This window comes from Ruegeria sp. BC2 (genome assembly GCF_056539245.1).
In genome coordinates, this window is sequence record NZ_JBQFUQ010000001.1 from 910752 (window position 1) to 929019 (window position 18268).

General features: G+C 59.7%; 18 protein-coding genes and 1 tRNA gene. 6 read left to right on the forward strand and 13 right to left on the reverse strand.

Annotated features, from left to right (window positions below):
- Positions 1-30: 30 nt before the first annotated feature.
- The 3 genes from ACR0CU_RS04410 (at position 31) to ACR0CU_RS04420 (ending at position 3758) form a co-directional block, all read left to right on the forward strand.
- A complete protein-coding gene (locus ACR0CU_RS04410) occupies positions 31-1065 on the forward strand; it encodes a cysteine synthase A (RefSeq protein WP_170445589.1) in 1035 nt (344 codons plus the stop codon).
- Complete coding sequence (locus ACR0CU_RS04415; RefSeq protein ID WP_170445592.1) at positions 1065-3509, forward strand: DUF3772 domain-containing protein; 2445 nt, start codon at positions 1065-1067, stop codon at positions 3507-3509. The genes ACR0CU_RS04410 and ACR0CU_RS04415 overlap by 1 nt, the downstream gene beginning before the upstream one ends.
- Positions 3510-3668: 159 nt before the next feature.
- Positions 3669-3758 (forward strand) — tRNA-Ser (locus ACR0CU_RS04420).
- A 131-nt stretch (positions 3759-3889) separates the two neighbouring features.
- On the opposite strand, the gene ACR0CU_RS04425 is transcribed toward ACR0CU_RS04420, so the two are convergent.
- The 13 genes from ACR0CU_RS04425 to ACR0CU_RS04485 all read right to left on the reverse strand — a co-directional run bounded on the left by ACR0CU_RS04425 (position 3890) and on the right by ACR0CU_RS04485 (position 15264).
- Positions 3890-4951 carry a 2Fe-2S iron-sulfur cluster-binding protein gene (locus ACR0CU_RS04425; protein WP_170445595.1) on the reverse strand — a complete coding sequence of 354 codons (1062 nt, stop codon included), beginning with the start codon at positions 4949-4951 and terminating at the stop codon, positions 3890-3892.
- Positions 4952-4989: 38 nt separating this feature from the next.
- Complete coding sequence (locus tag ACR0CU_RS04430; RefSeq protein ID WP_217356757.1) at positions 4990-5466, reverse strand: hypothetical protein; 477 nt, start codon at positions 5464-5466, stop codon at positions 4990-4992.
- 88 nt (positions 5467-5554) lie between these two features.
- The gene (locus ACR0CU_RS04435) at positions 5555-6718 is read right to left on the reverse strand and encodes an aromatic ring-hydroxylating oxygenase subunit alpha (protein WP_170445601.1); all 1164 of its coding nucleotides are present in this window, start codon (positions 6716-6718) and stop codon (positions 5555-5557) included.
- An 18-nt stretch (positions 6719-6736) separates the two neighbouring features.
- A complete protein-coding gene (locus ACR0CU_RS04440) occupies positions 6737-6997 on the reverse strand; it encodes a hypothetical protein (RefSeq protein ID WP_170339481.1) in 261 nt (86 codons plus the stop codon).
- A complete protein-coding gene (locus ACR0CU_RS04445; RefSeq protein ID WP_170445604.1) occupies positions 6994-7584 on the reverse strand; it encodes a TetR/AcrR family transcriptional regulator in 591 nt (196 codons plus the stop codon). The genes ACR0CU_RS04440 and ACR0CU_RS04445 overlap by 4 nt, the downstream gene beginning before the upstream one ends.
- A 152-nt stretch (positions 7585-7736) precedes the next feature.
- Positions 7737-8825 (reverse strand): glycosyltransferase family 4 protein, encoded by a 1089-nt coding sequence (locus tag ACR0CU_RS04450; protein WP_170445607.1) that lies wholly within the window; start codon positions 8823-8825, stop codon positions 7737-7739.
- Between the two features lie 159 nt (positions 8826-8984).
- Positions 8985-9629, reverse strand: coding sequence for a 3-oxo-tetronate 4-phosphate decarboxylase (gene otnC / locus ACR0CU_RS04455; protein WP_170371177.1), 645 nt, complete (start codon positions 9627-9629; stop codon positions 8985-8987).
- Positions 9626-10855, reverse strand: a complete 1230-nt coding sequence (otnK, locus tag ACR0CU_RS04460; protein WP_480642536.1) for a 3-oxo-tetronate kinase — start codon at positions 10853-10855, stop codon at positions 9626-9628. The genes otnC and otnK overlap by 4 nt, the downstream gene beginning before the upstream one ends.
- Positions 10852-11649, reverse strand: a complete 798-nt coding sequence (locus ACR0CU_RS04465; protein WP_170445612.1) for an N-acyl homoserine lactonase family protein — start codon at positions 11647-11649, stop codon at positions 10852-10854. Before ACR0CU_RS04465 ends, otnK begins: the two co-directional genes overlap by 4 nt.
- A complete protein-coding gene (locus ACR0CU_RS04470) occupies positions 11646-11933 on the reverse strand; it encodes a putative quinol monooxygenase (protein WP_170445615.1) in 288 nt (95 codons plus the stop codon). Before ACR0CU_RS04470 ends, ACR0CU_RS04465 begins: the two co-directional genes overlap by 4 nt.
- Entirely contained in the window at positions 11933-13444 is a 1512-nt protein-coding gene (locus ACR0CU_RS04475; RefSeq protein ID WP_170445618.1) for a tripartite tricarboxylate transporter permease, read from the reverse strand. The genes ACR0CU_RS04470 and ACR0CU_RS04475 overlap by 1 nt, the downstream gene beginning before the upstream one ends.
- Before the next feature lie 4 nt (positions 13445-13448).
- The gene (locus ACR0CU_RS04480) at positions 13449-14198 is read right to left on the reverse strand and encodes a hypothetical protein (RefSeq protein ID WP_170445628.1); all 750 of its coding nucleotides are present in this window, start codon (positions 14196-14198) and stop codon (positions 13449-13451) included.
- 58 nt (positions 14199-14256) lie between these two features.
- Positions 14257-15264 carry a tripartite tricarboxylate transporter substrate binding protein gene (locus ACR0CU_RS04485; protein ID WP_170445631.1) on the reverse strand — a complete coding sequence of 336 codons (1008 nt, stop codon included), beginning with the start codon at positions 15262-15264 and terminating at the stop codon, positions 14257-14259.
- A gap of 131 nt (positions 15265-15395) precedes the next feature.
- On the opposite strand from ACR0CU_RS04485, the gene ACR0CU_RS04490 reads away from it, so the two are divergent.
- The 3 genes from ACR0CU_RS04490 to ACR0CU_RS04500 are packed head-to-tail and all read left to right on the forward strand — an operon-like array spanning position 15396 to position 18189.
- Complete coding sequence (locus ACR0CU_RS04490) at positions 15396-16487, forward strand: isocitrate/isopropylmalate dehydrogenase family protein (RefSeq protein ID WP_170445634.1); 1092 nt, start codon at positions 15396-15398, stop codon at positions 16485-16487.
- The gene (locus ACR0CU_RS04495; RefSeq protein ID WP_170445637.1) at positions 16484-17515 is read left to right on the forward strand and encodes a Gfo/Idh/MocA family protein; all 1032 of its coding nucleotides are present in this window, start codon (positions 16484-16486) and stop codon (positions 17513-17515) included. The genes ACR0CU_RS04490 and ACR0CU_RS04495 overlap by 4 nt, the downstream gene beginning before the upstream one ends.
- Positions 17512-18189, forward strand: a complete 678-nt coding sequence (locus ACR0CU_RS04500; RefSeq protein WP_170357624.1) for a GntR family transcriptional regulator — start codon at positions 17512-17514, stop codon at positions 18187-18189. Before ACR0CU_RS04495 ends, ACR0CU_RS04500 begins: the two co-directional genes overlap by 4 nt.
- Positions 18190-18268 lie beyond the last annotated feature (79 nt).

The window sequence follows — 18268 nt, forward strand, 5'->3', positions numbered from 1 at the left end:
TGCGAAAACGCCAATTTACAAGAGGGTGCCATGCGCATTGCACGAGACCTTGCTGACGCCGTAGGAAAAACTCCGTTGATCCGGCTGCGCCGTGTCAGCGAAGAAACCGGGTGCGAAATCCTTGGGAAGGCCGAGTTCATGAACCCCGGTCAGTCGGTCAAGGATCGCGCGGCGCTGTTCATCATTCGCGACGCCATTGCGCGCGGTGATCTCAAGCCCGGCGGGACGATTGTCGAGGGGACGGCGGGCAACACGGGCATCGGTCTGGCGCTGGTCGGCGCGTCGATGGGGTTCAAAACCGTGATCGTCATCCCGGAAACCCAATCCGAAGAGAAGAAGGACATGCTGCGCCTCGCCGGGGCTCAACTGGTTCAGGTTCCCGCTGCACCTTACCGGAATCCCAACAATTTTGTGCATTACTCTCGGCGACTGGCCGAGCAGTTGGCCAAGACCGAACCCAATGGTGCGATTTGGGCAAACCAGTTCGACAACGTCGCGAACCGTCAGGCACATGTCGAGACCACTGGGCCGGAAATCTGGGAGCAGACCGACGGCAAGGTCGATGGATTCATTTGCGCGGTCGGATCGGGCGGAACGCTGGCCGGTGTGGCCGAGGCTTTGCAGCCCAAGGGCGTCAAGATCGGTATCGCCGATCCGATGGGTGCGGGTCTCTATTCCTATTATACGACGGGTGAAATCGCGATGGAGGGTGGCTCGATCGCCGAGGGGATCGGCCAGGTCCGCATCACCAAAAACCTTGAAGGGTTCAAGCCCGACCACGCCTACCAGATTACGGACAACGAAGCGTTGCCCTATATCTTCGATCTTCTGCGCGAAGAGGGGTTGGTCATGGGTGGGTCCACCGCAATCAACATTGCCGGCGCCGTGAGGCTGGCCAAGGAAATGGGTCCGGGTCACACCATCGTCACCGTGTTGTGCGACTATGGCACGCGCTACCAGTCGAAACTGTTCAACCCCGACTTCCTGAGTGAAAAAGAGTTGCCGGTTCCAGAGTGGATGACCGAGGCCCCGCGCAGCATACCGGGTGTTTTTGAGGACGTATGATGCTGCGGCAGTTTCTCGTTTTACTGGCATTTGCGTTTGTGGTCGCATTTGGCGTCGCAGGCGGAGCCTCGGCGCAGCTGACCGACCGTCAGAGCGAGTACTACCAGGGATGGCTCAGCACCGCCGAGCGTGCCGAGAAGGTGATCGAAGCCAATCGGGCATCGAATGCCTCGATGGAGAAATTGCGCACTGAAATAAGTGGTTATCGGGACGACTTCAATCGCGCCCGAAGTGCGAACACGGATCGCATTCAAACGCTGGAAAGCCAGCTCAAGGCATTGGGGCCCAAACCCGATGACGGATCTTCGGAACCCGAAGACATCGCCAGCTTGCGAGAGAACCTCGAGCAGCAACTCAACGGCCTGAAGGTGCCGCGGATCATCTCGGAAGAGGCCTACAGCCGTGCCAACGGCCTGATCAGCGAAATCGACAAGATCATCCGTGAACGGCAGCGGAAAGAGTTTCTTGAGCGTGGGCCATCGCCGCTCAACCCCGCGCATTGGGCGCCTGCCTGGGTGGACGTAACCGAAGCTGGCCGTGCATTGACTAACGAGACGAAGGCCAACATGCGTTCGGCTGTTGTCCGTGAAAAGCTGAAAGAGAGCGGACTTGCCATCAGTATTCTGCTCGCGGTGGCCGCGATCCTGCTGCTGTTCGGGCGATCATGGTCGGAGAAAGCTGGGGATTATCTGCGGCGGTTCGGAGGTTCCGGGCGTGGCGTATGGACATTCGTCGTGTCGCTGTTCCGGATCATCCTGCCATGGTTCGGGGTTGCCATCATCGTTCAAGCGGTGGTCATGACCGGAGTACCGGGGTTGCGCGGCACATTGCTGATCCAGGAAATTCCGTATTGGGCCGCGATCATCCTGTTTTACGACTGGATCGGTCGTCAGGTCTATTTGATGGGCGAAGAACGGGGTTTCAAAGTCCTGTCGGCAAATACGATCAAGGAGCTGCGGGTTTATCTGGATCTGCTCGCGCTGATGCTGATCCTGCATGAACTGGGCCAATTGTTCGAACGGATCGAAAACACCTCCGAGGCTACTCGCGCCGTCGTTAGCTTCCCGGTCATACTCGTGACAGCCCTGTTGCTGCTGCGGATCCGCCAAATCCGCCGCCCTGAAGGATCCGAGGATGAGACTGAGCAGGGCCAGTCGGCACGGGCGGCAGGGTTCAGTCAGCTGGTTGAACTGCTCCGTCGGGCGCTGTTTTTCCTGGGCATCGCAAGCGTTGTCCTGGCTGCCATTGGCTATACCAATGCCGCCGAAGCGATCGTGTTCCCATCGGTCAAAACGCTGGTCCTGATAACGGCCATCGTCATCTTCCAGAGGTTCATCAGCTCGATCTATGGCTGGCTGACGGGGCAGGGCGACGCGGCCAGCGACTCGTTGTTCTCGGTGCTGGTCGGGTTCGTTCTGGCCATTCTGTCGTTGCCCATTCTGGCGCTGTATTGGGGCGCGCGCGACTCGGACCTGCGCGAGGCGTGGTCCCGGCTTCTGATGGGATTTGACATCGGCGGCGTGACGATCTCGCCCAGCAACTTCCTGACTTTCGCGGCCGTATTTGCGATCGGTTACATGCTGACGAGACTACTGCAGAGCGGTTTGCGTAACTCGTTGCTTCCCAAAACCAGCATCGATCCGGGGGGGCAGAACGCGATCGTCGCAGGAACGGGCTATGTGGGAATTTTCCTTGCAGCACTGGCTGCGATCATTGTCGCGGGCTTTGATCTGTCGTCACTGGCGATCGTCGCGGGTGCGTTGTCTGTGGGCATCGGTTTCGGATTGCAGACAATCGTGTCGAATTTTGTATCGGGCATCATCCTGTTGGTCGAACGGCCGATTGCCAAAGGGGACTGGATCGATGTCAACGGGATGATGGGTTATGTGCGCGACATCTCGGTGCGCTCGACACGGGTGGAAACCTTTGACCGGACCGATGTGATCGTTCCGAACTCGGACCTGATCAGCGGTGTGGTGACCAACTATACCCGCGGCAACACCATCGGACGGGTCATCGTTCCGGTTGGCGTCGCCTATGGGACCGACACTCGCAAGGTTGAGAAGATCCTGGGCGAAATCGCGAATGCGCATCCAATGGTGTTGGCCAACCCGGCACCCAACGTCGTGTTCCAGGGGTTTGGCGCGGACTCGCTGGATTTCGAAATCAGAGCGATCCTGCGTGACGTGAACTGGGTCTTGTCCGTAAAGTCGGACATGAACCACGAAATCAACCGGCGCTTCACCGAAGAAGGGATCGAGATTCCATTCGCGCAGCGCGATCTCTGGCTGCGCAACCCCGAGGTTCTGGTGCAACCGGCCAACAAGGCCGCCAAGCCCCAACAGCCGGATCAACAGGAACCTGTTAACACCGACGACGCAAGCTCGGCGCCGATGGGCCTGACCGAGGCGGACATGGACGGAGACAACGGCGAAGAGCTGTAGTCAGAGGACTACAGCAACATTTCGCCGGCTGGACGAGACCGAAGCGACCCCGCTCAATCGTTTGGGGTGGGGGAGCTTCGGGCAACTTGCGGATCCCCTGGATTTCCGCGCAATCGGCCCTTGCAAATCCCTGTTCGTTGGTCCAAATATCGCCGGCACGGAGAGGTGGCCGAGTGGTCGAAGGCGCACGCCTGGAAAGTGTGTAGGCGGGAAACCGTCTCCAGGGTTCGAATCCCTGTCTCTCCGCCATTCACCTTGAATACCCACAGTTTTTGCGCACCGCGCGGGATCGGCCGTTCTTTGACCCGGACACGTTGGGCGAACAAGTGTGGCGTGCTTGGATCCTTACAGTCGAGCGGTGATGGGTGGTGCCGGGGCTGTTACGTATCGGGGAACTGCACGGCCAGTTCTTTGCTTTTGGGAACGGCTTGGCAGGTCAAAACTTCACCGCGTGCGATGTCGTTCTGATCGAGGGCCATGTGCGCCCGCATTTGAACCTGACCCTCTGTCCGAATTGCGCGGCATGCGCCGCAGACGCCTGACTGGCAGCTGAAGGGCGGCGCCAGTCCCGCTGCAATGGCGGCCTCCAGGATCGTTTGCCCAGCCTCGATAGGCACATCGCGGGTTTTCCCATCCAGCGTCACCCTCGCTGTGGCCGCCATGCCGGATTGGTTCATGTCCTGAACTGGGTCGGCGCCGAAGCTTTCCATGTGGATGCGAGAATCGGGCACATCCAGCGCGTTCAGCGCTGCCCGAACGACTGAGTTCATGCTGCCAGGGCCGCATATCCAATACTGGACGTCCTGTGCGATGGGGGGTGACTCTTCGATTGCGGCCTTGATCGCATCCGAGTCAACGCGTCCGGTTCGCCAGGGGCTGAACCAGTTCAACAGCGATCGGGCAGACAAGACATGGCGCAAGGTGAACCGGTATGGGTTGGCCTCGACAAGGGCGTCCAGCGTTTCCCGAAACAGAATCTCATTCTCGGACCGGTTGCCGTAGATTAGATGGGCGACGGAATGTGGCTCGTGGTCAAGCACGGCTCGGATCATCGCATAAAGCGGAGTCAACCCGCTGCCCGCGCCAAAAAAGTAGTGCGTGCGTCGTGCAGTTGCGTTGGGTTCCAGCGTGAAGCGGCCAAAGGGTGGCATCGCCTCGACCGCATCTCCGGCGCGCAGGGTGTCGCCGATATGGTTCGACACCAATCCTTCGGAAACGCGTTTCACGGTGATCCGCAGCGCTTCGTCTGGCGGGTTTGAGATGGTGTAGCAGCGTCGCTGCTCTTTCCCGCTCAGGCCGAAGCGCAGTGTCAGATGTTGGCCGGGGGACCAGCGAAACAGCTCAGTCAGGGCTGGTGGTACGTCCAGCACGACGGTGGTTGCTTCGCCACCGATTTCAGGTCGGATTTCAGCCACGGACAAGGGGAAGAATTTGCGGGTCACGAGTGGTCCTTTCCTGAGCAAAAGACGGCCATCTTCAGTCAGCGATAATCCATGGTGGTGTGCAGTGCGCGGATCACCCATTTTCGGCCTTTGCGCGTCAGCGAAAAGCGGTCGGTTTGAGCCATCGTACCTGCGTGACCCTGCCAGTCGTACTTGACTGTGGTGACCGCTGTTGCCGTGGCGCTGCCCGGCTCTTCCGTGATCACGATCCGCGGGGGTGAGCGCTCTGTTTCCACATACCCCTGCAGCTCTGGGACAGGTTCAAAGCCGGGGTCGCCCTTTCGCTGGGCCCAATCGGCCACCGAATAGCTAAAGTGATTATCCGGCTGGCCCTGACCATATTTTACGGTGATCGTGTGGATCGCTTCGGGATCCCAGTCGCTCCACGCGATCTGAGAGTTGGGGACAGATAGCTGACGTTCGGCAACCGCCTTCGGGTCGCTGCCGGGCGCGGCGAGAGCCAGTCCGCCTGCCAGGGCGATCCCAACCAAGCTGGCAAGAATGCGAAGTCTCACAGGATGACCTTTGGGTTCTGGGCAGTTGGGCGCGGGATGATTGGTGCCGGCCCAGGGATGGCGTTTGGGGAGAGTGTTTTGGGCCTGGTCATGTCTCGGCCTCAGCTTTCGTCATGAAGTCCATAACAACTTGCTGATGCTGCAAAACCGGGCCTTCTCCGACAGAGGCGGGGCCGACTTCAAACAACGGGCTTGCCAAGGATTTCTGTTGCTGTTCGCAGGCATAGACATCTTCGGTCGTGAAATCGCCCGAGGCCATCGGATCATCTTTGCCCAACGCGTGGTCGCCTTTGTACTTCGTGCCACCGAAGTCACGCCAGAACGCGTAAGATGACCATTGCTGCCGCGAGTACTCCCACGCCGACGCGCTGGCCCATCGGGTGCGGTTTTCCACTCGCGTTCGGTCGGGCGCGAGTGGCGTGATGATGAAGATGTTCCAGCTGTCTTCACTGCCAGCCAAGCCAATGCCCGGAAACAGCATCGGCACCCAGGCGCCAACGTGCGGTTTCGGGATTACTCGCGGAGTGGGCAGGTTTTTCTCGAGCGCGCGGGCATAGTCTGACGCGGGCGGCTCCCAAAAATGATAGTGTGGACCTTTCCAGCCGTATTCTGCGCGACCGTGGTCATACATGTGAAGCGTGTTCGAATGCAGGTGGCTCAGGTGGAAGACGTCGATGTAGTTCTCAACCACGATCTTCCAGTTGGCGCGGATCTCATAGCTTTGGCGGGCTTCGCCGTATTCGACCAATTCTTCGGGCTTGTGCGGGCCCAGCAACGGATCCACGGGCCCGAACCACTCCGCAAGGCTCGGCGCCTGCGGGTTAGGGTGTACGAAGATCATCCCGCGCCAGAGATCGACGCTTGCGGGTTTCAACCCGAGGCAAGATTTGTCGATGCCGCCAGGATATTCGCGGTCTTCATCCGGGACCGAGATCAGGTTGCCTTCCAGATCGTAGGTCCAATCGTGATAGGGGCAGGTCAGTGCCTTCTGTGTTTTGCCCACTGCACGGATCAATTGGGTTCCGCGGTGACGGCAGATGTTGTGGAACGCCCGCAGCCGACGGTCGCGCCCCATTACGACGAAGATGTTGTGCAAACCTGCCTGGACCGAGATGTAATGTCCGGGCTCGGGTACATCCTCGGCAAACCCGGCATATCGCCAGGTGCGAGAGAAGATCAGTTCTTGCTCGCGGCCGTACCAGTCCTGCGCTGTATAGGCAGAGGCGGGAAGCCGGTGATACATTCGTGTCATGAAAACCTCTCAGACCAGTCAGGCCGGATAGTCGGCCGGTGCGATGTCGGCGGTAACCATCAGGCCGCCGAAGACCATCCAAAGAACAGTAACGGTCCAGAACAGGAGTGGATCGGTTTCGCGGTTGACGGTATTGATCAGGAAAGCTTGGCCGCTGCGGATCGACGGTATGGCCCACCAGAGGAATACCAGCCCCCAGGGCCATTGGAGCCCCAGCCATGTGGCCACCAAAAGAACGGGTAGGGCTGCGTAGTTGATCAGTCTGGGGAGATTGATCATGCGTCACTCTCCAAGCTTGCAAGCAACGCCAGCGCCGCCGCTTTCAGATCGTCGCGCCACTGAGCTGGCGGTGAAATCGGGACAAGCGCGTCGATGTTCTGAGCGCAAGCGGTTACTCCATGGGCGACGGCCCGAATGCGTTCGGGAGGTGCCGATGGATAGGCGCGGGCCAGATTGCCTTCGATGACGGCCAGAAAGTCGGCGTAGCTTTGGGTCAGTTTGGGGCCCAGGTCAGGAATGCGTTCTGCGGCCGTTGCCAAAGCCTGCCAAGCCAGCATCAGCCGGGGATCATGGCCGTGCCCGTCGTCAAACAGGGCATCAATCAACTCAGATGGCTCACCCTGCGACCCGAAGTGAACCGAGACCGCCTCTGTCACTTCGGCAAAAGCGTTGATCACGTGGTCTGCCAATGCCGCCGTCATGTCATCCCGGTTTCCCAAGTAGTGGCGCAACAAGGGCCGTTTGACACCAGCCTCCGCCGCGATGCGTTCTTGTGTTGCGCCTTCCAGTCCGAAACGGGCCACACAGGTCAGGTAGGCATTGAGTATTTCAGCAGATCGTTGGTCTTTGAGCGTAGGCCGGGGCATTGGGGTTCCTTTATTGTCATTTTTGACAAATAACTATGGCGCGTAAGTTGTCAATAATGAAAATTAACAGAGCAGGGTTGAGGGCAGGCCAAAATCAGCCTGTCCCCGCTCAGGATTTGGCATGGTGGGATGGTCGACCGTGTCGGGTCTCGTCAGATCATTCGACCGTTTCGCGCAACTGCGTCCGCGACGACGCTCTCCCACGCGGAGTATACCCTCTCTGGAGAAAGAAGCGCCCTTAACTCATCAGATTCGTTTGCCATTCCCGCGCGGGCTGTCGGGTCATTGATCAGACGAATGGCGGCTTCTGCCAGTCCGGTGACGTCGCCGGTCGGAACCAGATAGCCATTTCGGCCGTGGCGGATGAATTCGGACGGACCATAGTTACAATCGAATGAGACGACCGGGATCCCGCTGACGACAGCTTCGGCGACAACATTGTGAAACCCTTCATACAGCGAAGACCCAACCACGACGTCGGCGTCGTTGGCCCAGTCGCCGGCCCGGGCCGTGTTGCCTGGCAAATGAACGCAGCCCTCAAGACCGAGAGACTTGCGCAATTGCTCGAGTGCGGGACGCTCGGGACCTTCACCGTAGATCGTCAGGGTGGTCCATGGGCACTCGGCATAGATCCTGGCCATGGTTTCCAGAAGAAGGTGAAAACCCTTCTGCGGCACCAGACGACCAACCGAGACCAGGTGACGCGCTTTTTCGGAGTTCGACACCTGCGCGCGTGTGAAAGGCTCGATCGGGTTCGGTATGACCCGACCGCGACGGCGGAGCGGGCCGGGCAGATCCGCCAGACCTTTTTGCGTCAATGCAACGACAGCCTTTGACCTTCGGCCCAGAACGGATTGCAGTCGCGCCCATCCGGGGTGTGCGTCCTGCAGACGTGGGTTGTTCCGTTCCGAAATGATGACCGGCAGCTTGGAGTCCAGTGTGGCGATCAAGGTGATTACATTCACTTTGGTCAGAAACGAAATCACGACATCGGGTCGTAGCTCGCGAATGACAGAACGGACGTGCGTGATCCTATTGAACTGTCCGCGCCTGCCGGACAGCGCGCTGGTCCGCACTTTTTCGTTCATCGAGAAATAGGGACCGTTTTCCGGCATGCTGAACGCCGTTGCGTGAACCTCGCAACCGCGTTCTACGAAATGGTTCGACAACATGGCGATGACTTTTTCCGCACCACCCGGACCGAACCCTGCCTGCACAAAAAGCAGCTTTAAACCATTCAACGACACAGTCCCCCGCCGAAAATGGTAATTTACGCAGGGTAATTGAGCAAGCTTGAGATGATCATTGCCAGAAATGGACGCAAAAGCTGGCGACAATAGCCGAAATCCGGCCGATTGGATCGCAAAGCGTGTTGTCAGGGCAGCGGGTGTTCGAACCGGCTACTTGCTGTGGCCTGTCATGTCGTACAGGGCTGAAATCTGTTCGGCGCTTAGCTGGCGAGGGTTCAGTCCTCGGGTCAACAGGGCGAGTTTTGCGGTTTCCTCCAGTTCCTCCATTGCGAAACTGGCCGCCCAGATGTCTTTGCCGGCAACCACAGGGCCGTGATTGGCCAGCAGCACCGCGCTGCGCTGTCCGGCCAGTCCCCGGACCGCATTTCCCATTTCAGGGTCGCCGGGCAGGAAGAATGGCAGTAATTTCACCCGACCGACCCGCATGATTGAATACGGGGTCAAAGGCGGCAGAACGTCTTCGGGGTCAACTTCGGGAAGCATGGACCAGGCCACCGAATGCGTCGAGTGGAGGTGGACCACAGCCCCGGTCTGCTGCCTTGTGTCGTAGAAGGCCGAGTGCAGAGGGACTTCCTTGGTCGGCAAGTCGCCATCAATGTGCTGAAACCGGGCATCCAGATGGCTGATCCGTGCCGGGTCGAGAAACCCCATCGAACTGCCGGTCGGCGTTACCAGGATCGTTCCGTCGGACAGCCGGGCCGAGATGTTGCCCGACGCGCCGCAGGTCAGTCCCCGGTCGAACATCGACTTTGCAAGCAGACAGATTTCTTCCCGCAGCTTCGCCGCCTCGCTCATTGTTGTTGCTCCATTCTGTTCAAGGCGTCCGCAAAGAAATCGGGGCCGCCGAAATTGCCCGATTTCAGCGCCAGTGCAACGGACGGGTTGCCGGCCAGGAGTACCATGGGAACGCCGGCTGCCAAGCGGGGGCCGATCTGCAACTGCTGTGCGCGCAGGCCCTGGACAACCGCGCCCGAAGTCTCACCCCCTGCAATGACCATCCGTCGGAAGCCCGCGGTCCGCAGGCTGCGGGAGAGATCAGAGAACAGGTTTTCGATCGCGGCAGATGCCTTTTCCTTGCCGAAGGAGCCCTGTGCTTGCCTCACGACTTGTGGATCGGCCGAAGAGTAGATCAGCGGCGGTTGTTTCTGCTCGAGCGCCCAGTTGACCAATTCTTCCACCGAGATCGAGCCGCTGACCGCGTCCCGCGCGGTGACCTCGCGGTGTGGGGCGATGTCCCGGTAGCGCGCGACTTGCTCTCGGGTGGCGCGACTGCAGGATCCTGACAGCACAATGCCGGGTCCGGACACGCCGTCCCACTGTGGGTGTCGCGGTTTGAAGCCAAAATTTTCTGGCAACCCAAGCGCGATCCCGGACCCGCCGCAAAGGAGCAGGGTATCGCGGGCAGCCTTGCCGATTTCCAGCAGGTCTGCGTCGCGGATCGCGTCGACAATCGTATGACCTTTGGCAGGCAGGGCAGACTGAATGGCTGCAGCCCCCTGCATGACCAACAAGGCGGCCACATGATGGACCGGACGGGCGGACTGAGCGGCCAGCAGACGCCGGAGATCAGGGTCGGTCATCGGAGTCAGTGGATGGTTCTGCATGCCGCTTTCATTCAACAGCTTGTCCTGCACGAACAGGTGCCCTTGGTAAACACTGCGCCCATTTTCGGGAAAAGCCGGACAGACGATCGTGGTCGGAGCGTTCAGCCTTTCCGTCAGCGCATCCAGAACCGGACCGATATTGCCCTTTGCGGTGCTGTCGAAGGTCGAACAGACCTTGAAGACGATTTGCTGCGCACCTTGGGATAGCAGCCAGTCACAGGCTGCCAGACTGTCGCGCACCGCCTCGTCAACCGGGGCCGTGCGTGACTTGAGCGCAACCACGGCCGCATCCAGATCCTGGTCCGCGTGGCCCTTTGGGATGCCAACAAACTGGCTGACGCGCATGCCGCCCTCAGCGAGGGTCAGGCCAATGTCGGATGCGCCGGTGAAATCATCGGCAATGACTCCGATCTTCATAGTTTGATCTCTCTGATTGGCCCCGTGTCCAAACGGTTGATGTGGTCGGCTGGTCCCGGGGCAAAAACGGACCGGACCAGCGGATCGTGGCCTGGGATGATCAGGCCAGGGGCAGACGCGAGGCTTTGCAGCTTGTCAAAGCCGTCCAGCATGTCCTGCAGGTCGACCACAATGGGAAATGGTTTTCGGGCCATGAAGTTCTCGTAGTAATGCGATGCGTCCGACGCCAAAACCATCCAGCCGCTGGCAGTTCGGACCCGTACGCATTGCAGCCCGCGGGAGTGGCCGCCGATGCAGTGGACCGTGACACCGTCGACCAACTCGGCGTCGCCGTCGTGGAAAACCACTTTGCCGGAATAAAGCCGCTTGACCGCCTCGCAGATATGACCGGCCGAAAATGGCGCGCGCAGAGTGTCGTGGCACATGCAGGGACCCGTGGCAAAGGCCATCTCGGCCGACTGCATATGCAACGTGGCGTTTGGAAACAGGTGCAGACCCCCTGCGTGGTCATAGTGCAGGTGCGTGACGATCACTTGCTGAATGGCCTCTGGCGCGATCCCGAAAGGCAGCAAGGCTTCACGCGGATCCATGGCAATAGGCCGTCCGCGGCTCAGCCCTTCGTCGGTGTCATACCCGGTATCCACCAGAATGACCTGCGTGCCGCGCCTGAGCAGCCACAGGTAGTAGTCCATGGCATGAGGAGCCGCGTGATCGTCATCCAAAATGAAGCTGTCAGCGCGGGTGCGGGCATTTCTGTCCGCATATTTGATGGCATAGACTTCCCAGTCGTTCATCGCATGACCTCGGAGAACGTGTTGACCTGCTTTCGGACCACCATATCCGAAACCGCCAGATCGAATGTCTTGAAATGCGGACTGTCCAAGTGGATCCTGAAAGCGTCGGCGTTCGAGTAGATCTCATACAGAAAAACGATGGCCGGATCGTCCCCTGCGCAGACGTCGAATTGCAGGCACCCGGGTTCGTCGCTCAACGACTTGCGCGCGTTGCCCAGCATCAGAGGCAGGAAACGCTCGCGTGTCCCGGGCTTCAACTCGAAGGTTACGGTAACGGCATACATCAGGCGGGCGCTCCTTTCAGACGGGCGAACAGGCGTTTGACCGGAGGCAATTGGCTGAGGATCAGCGCCAGGTTCAACACCAGCAGAATTGCTGCTCCGGGTCGAGAAACAAATACCGACAGATCGCCATCCGACAGGAACAGTGACCGGCGGAATGTCTCGTCGAACAACCCGCCAAGGATGACGCCAATGACCAGCGGCGCAATCGGATATTTCATCAGGTTCATGAAATACGCCACGAAGCCGACCCCCAGCATGAGGTAAAGGTCATTGATGCCGCCGCCCACACTGAACGACCCAATCGTGGTCAGAACCATCACGACGGGCAAGAAAACGGTTTGCGGGATTTTGAGAATCTTGATGAAGACCCGCGCGGTGAAAAGGCCCATCAGGAACATCGTCAACGATGCCAGCACCAGGATGGCCACGACCCGCAGGATGATTTCGGGGTCGATCGTGGGGCCGGGGATGACGTTGTTGATTTTGAACGCCCCCAGCAGCGCGGCCGCGGGTGGCGAGCCGGGGATGCCCAGCACCAACAGCGGGATCAGTGCGCCGCCGATGCAGGCGTTGTTGGCGGTCTCTGAACACAAAAGCCCGTCCAGTGAACCTTTGCCGAAGTTCTTCCCATCCTTCGAAACGGTTTTGCCGACACCGTAGCTGACCCATCCGGCAACATCCTCGCCGACGCCCGGCAGGGCACCAACGCCGGTGCCGATCACGCCGGACCTGCCGATGGTGGGCAGGTGACGGCGAACCGTCGAGAGATTTGGCAGGATCGAGCCTTTCAGAGCCATGACCTTGCCGGCTTCGACATGGCGCAGGCCTTCGATGATCTGAGGGATCGCGAACGCCCCCATGAGAACGGGCACCACCTGGAACCCGCTCATCATGTAGGACCAGCCGAAGGTGTAGCGGGGCTCGGACAGCAAAGGGTCAAGTCCGACCATGGCCATGGCAAGCCCGATCAGACCAGAAATCCACCCCTTCAGCACCAGGTCCTCGCTCATGAGCGTGCCAGACAGAAGGATACCGAACAGGGCCAGCAACGCCTTTTCGGGGCTGGCGATGTTCTTTGAAACAAGCAGCAGCGCCCAGACGAAGATCAGGAGCGTGAGTGTGCCGATGATGGTCCCGATGAAACTGGCCGTCGTCGTCAATCCAAGCGCCTCACCTCCGCGCCCGGCCTTGGCAAGCGGGTGACCGTCCATTGCGGTGGCGGCGCTGGCGGCGGTACCCGGGATGTTCAGCAGGATCGAGGGATAGGACCCGCCGTAAATCGCCCCCACATAAGCGCCCAGCAGCGCGATCAAAGAGTAGTCCAGCGGGATCTTGTTGCCGAAGAAACCGGTCAGAATGGTCACGGCAAGGGTCGCGGTCAGGCCGGGCAGGGCACCGAATGTGATGCCCAGAAAGACCGAGAAAACCAGATAGAGATAGGTCAGCGGATCGACGACCAGCGCAGTGAAGGCATGGCCGAAACCCGCCAGCTGAGACAAGACGAACTCCATGGTCTTAGCCTTTCCAGATCGGGCGGAGCGTCACGTAATAGTGGTACTCGATTTGTTGAAACAGCAGGCCACCACGGGCCGGAACATTCTGGCGAAATCCGAAGGCCATTGCGCAAACCAGGGTAAACGGGGCGAGGACGGCAATGTAGGGGACAACCCGCAAAAGCCGCTCGGACCGGGCTTTGATTAAAACCGGGATCGTCAGGGCAACCCAAATGCCCAACGTGATCCAGTCGTCCGCATGTGCGTTCCAGTCGGCTTGAGCAGGGTAGAGCAACCAGGATGTGAACCCAGCCAGGCAAACGGCGCCGCAGGCGATCATCGCGCGCCGCGGGTGCCTACCGTAATACCCAAATATGAGAGCGGTAATCAGAAGGCCGGAACACAGGATGAAATCGACGCGCGGCACCAGCCCGCCCACATAAGCCAGAAGGATCAGGCCAATGGTGGAAAACCGAAATGCTTCGTCAGGGTTCCAGCCGATGCCAGCCGCACCAAGGGCGTGCCGCGCCCCGCCGGACCGGACCGAAATCACGAACAGCGCGATCGAGAGGCACAACAGGCCCACAAAGATGAACAACGGAACAATGGCTGCTGAGTCGTACCATTGGGTACCGCTGACCCCCGCCTTGTTTTCACCCCACAAGGGGATGTCCATGGTCTTCCACAGAAAGAACACCGATGTCGCCCCCAAAACCAGCGACGCCCAGAAATCCCGTGCGCGCAGGACCAGAATGTCCTCAGCCTTTTCCAACTTTGCCCTCCCGTGCAAAAAAGGGGCGCGGAACCGCGCCCCCAAGATCGTTTGTCGCTCAGGGCTTCTCGATGCCCAGAGAGGCCGGATCGACGGTCGTCGCACCCAAATCTTGCAGGGTGTATGCAAAGGTGGATTCCAACGTCGAGAACAGCTTCTGCGCCTCGGGTCCGTACTGTCCGCCGATGTCATAATTGTTTGCCGCGGCCCAATCGGCCACGGCCTGCGAGGCCATGGCTTTCTGGAATGCTTCGGCCAGTTTTGCCTTTACATCGTCGCTTGCCGAATTGTGGACCGCAAAGCCGATTGCCTGTTTCAGCGGCAAATATTGGTCGAGCCCGTCATAGATGCCAAAGGCCGAAGGAACGGTCATTCCCGCGATTTCCGCGTTTTCAGGTGTCAGCATCGCCAGCGGGCGCAACTGTCCGCCTTCGATCAGCGGGGCCTGTTCCGCCAGCGAGGTCACGACCAGCGCAACTTCACCGGCGATGGCGGCCTCTTGCCCCGGAGCTGAGCCTTTGTAGGGGACGAATTTGAACTCGGCGCCCGAGCCCTTTTCAATGGCCAGCAGGTTCAGGTGGTGGATGGATCCCGCACCCGAGGCTGCCGCGGGGATGGTTCCGTGCGCGGCCTTCGCCGCGTCCACCAGCTCTTCAAGGCTGTTGTAGGGGCTGTCGGCGGGAACCGAGATCAAATCAGGCGAGCCGCCAACGATGAACGGATACCAGTAGTCGAACTTTTTGTCCCAGCCGCCCTGGACGGCGGCGGTCACGTTCGATTCGGAAAGTCCCACCAACGTATAGCCGTCATCAGGCTGGTTCATGACGTAGACCATTCCGTTTGAACCCGCCACGCCTCCGGTCTGGTTGATCACGTTGATCGACACCGGCAGATGTTTCTCCATCTCGGCCATGATCATCCGGTTGATGGTGTCGGTACCGCCTCCGGCGCCCCAGACGACGGCGGTGGTAATGTCCCGGTACGGATATTCCTGTGCGCTGACGAGCCCTGCGGCACCTGCCGACATTAGGGCGGCCGCTGCCAACCTTGCGATTTTCGACTTCATCTTTTCCTCCCAGATGCAGTGATGTGTTTGTTGTTGCATTTAATTGCGTATACGTTACACAATGCGTTGTCAACGACCGGAATTGATTTAAGGTCGAACGCAAGAACACAGGAAAAGGACGCAGGGCGCAGATGGCCGAGAAACTAGAGATTGCAGTGTTCCACGGGGACGGGATCGGCCCGGAAATCATGGCTCCGACGCTAAGCATCCTTGCGCAGCTGTCTGAGCAGACCGAGGACTATAGACTTGAGTTTCGGGAGGTTCCGGCCGGGGCAGCCCACTATGCGCAAACCGGAGAATCATTTCCGAAAACGTCAATGGATGCGGCGCGGCAGGCGGATGCCATTCTACTGTCCGCAATGGGTTTGCCGGACGTTCGGTACCCGGATGGGACCGAGATTTCACCTCAGATCGACCTCCGTAAGGCGTTGGGGCTGTTTGCCGGTGTGCGCCCTGTGCGGGTGAGAGCTGGGCAAGCAACACCGTTGGTCCTGCCGCCGGGTAAGGAAATTGACTTTGTTCTGATCCGCGAAAGCACTGAGGGGTTGTTTCACACCCAGGGGTGCGGAGTAGTGACCGAGGATGAGGCGCGCGAGACGCTGCTGATCACCCGAGAGGTCTGCGAAAAGCTGTTTCGGTTCACCTTCCAGTTGGCGCATGACCGAAAGGCATCCGGGCAGGGTCGGGGTCGTGTCACCTGTGTGGACAAGGCCAACGTCTTCCGTGCCTTTGCATTCTTCCGGGATCTGTTCGATGCCGAGGCTGAGCGTCACCCGGATTTGGTTGCGGATCATGCCTATGTGGATGCAACGGCCTTGTGGATGGTTCAGAAGCCTTGGGAATTTGATGTTGTTGTCACGGAAAACATGTTCGGAGACATCCTGTCTGACCTTGGGGCCGGTCTGATGGGAGGGCTGGGGCTGGCGCCCTCGGCTGACATTGGTCTGGATCATGCGGTGTTCCAGCCCTGTCACGGATCCGCCCCTGACATTGCCGGGGAAGGCATCGCCAATCCGTTTGCCATGTTCCAGTCGGCGGCGATGATGCTGGAATGGCTTGGGTTGCGGCATCAAAACCCCGCGTTGTCGCGCGATGGGCAACGGCTGCACGCGGCAGTCGACAGCGTCGTATCCGAGGGCCGAATTCTGACCCGTGATCTTGGCGGAGAAGCCGACACGCTGGCCGCAGCGCGGGCGGTGGCGGACAGGGTGTTTTTGGCGTGAGCAGCCAGCAGTTCATTCGTGTCGCCTGTGTCGGCGCCGGGTATTTCAGCCAGTTCCACTATGGCAGCTGGCGCCGCATACCGCAGGTTCAACTGGTCGCCGCATGTGATCGCGATCTCGAGAAGGCGGCCGCCACTGGGTTGCCTGCCTATGATGATCTGCCGTCGATGCTGGCCCGGGAATCTCCCCAGCTGTTGGACATAATCCTGCCGCCTGAGGGTCATGCCGACGCAATTCGTGCCGCGCTGGACGCAGGTGTGAGTTGGATCCTGTGCCAAAAACCGTTTTGTCTATCTCTGGCAGAAGCAGAGGCTGTTCTGCAGGATGCTCGGGATGCCGGAGCCACCGTCGTTGTCCACGAGAATTTTCGCTTTCAGCCGTGGTATCGGGTGATGAAGGACGCCCTGACACGCGGGGATATCGGGACGCCGTTGCAGGCCACGTTCCGGCTGCGCCCGGGCGACGGGCAGGGGCCGCGCGCCTATCTTGATCGGCAACCCTATTTTCAGAAAATGCCGCGTTTTCTGATCCACGAAACGGCGGTGCATTGGGTCGATACGTTCCGGTTCTTGTTCGGCAATCCGATCTCGGTTTATGCCGATCTGCGGCGGATAAACCCGGTCATTGCCGGAGAGGACGCAGGCTATGTCATCTTTGAGTTCGAAAACGGCTTGAGGGCCGTATTCGATGGCAACCGGAACCTGGATCATACCTCGGACAATCTGCGCCGCACCATGGGGGAGGCCCTGATCGAAGGCACCGGCGGAACGCTGACGATGGATGGTTTTGGCGCCGTTGGGCTGCGGGAATTCGGCAGCCAGAGCAGAGAGCAGTTGCTTGCACCCGATAAATGGGAGGGCTTTGGTGGCGATTGCGTGCACGCATTGCAGCAGCATGTCATATCCGGTCTTCTAAATGGAACGCATTTGGAAAATACTGGCCCGGACTATCTGGACGTTATCCGCATTGAACAGGCGATCTACAGATCTGATGCGGAGGGCAGGAAAATCGTTTTGGAGGCCGAATGAAAAACGAGACCGGCAAGGCTCTCTCGAATACTCAACGCGCGGTGCGGGACTTGCGGCGGATGATCCTGACCGGAGAGTTGGCTGCCGGCACCGACCATCTGGAAACCGAACTGGCCGAGCAGTTGGGGATGTCGCGCACGCCGGTTCGCGAAGCAGCGCTTATGTTGGAAAGCAAGGGCCTGCTGGAAATGCGGCCGCGCAAAGGGGTGCGGATCCTGCCGGTATCTCCGGATGACATGCGCGAGATCTATGACATTCTGACCGAGTTGGAGAGCCTTGCAGCCGAACGCGCGGCCCAGGCCGGATTTTCCGAGCAAGACCTTCAGCCGTTGGCGGACTCGATCGCCCAAATGGATCGCGCCATCGGTGACGAAGACCTGGAGGCATGGGCCAAGGCCGACGACCTGTTCCACCGCGAGCTTGTCCGATTGGGTGGCAACCGGCGGGTGGAAAGCATCGTGTCCATGATGAGCGACCAGGTCCGCAGGGCGCGGGCCTCGACCCTGTTCATCCGCCCGTTGCCGGTCAAGTCGAATGAGGATCACCGTGCGGTCTATACGGCAATCCGCGACGGCAAACCTGATGTGGCGCGCGACCGGCATCGCCAGCACCGGCTGCATGCCAAATCCGTCATCATCGACATCTTGGAAAAGCATCGGCTGAACAAGCTTTAGCCAGTCAGTTCGCTCACCCCGCTGGCCGTAGATCTGCCGGCGGTGCAATCTGGACTTCCGGTCCCAACTGGGGATATGG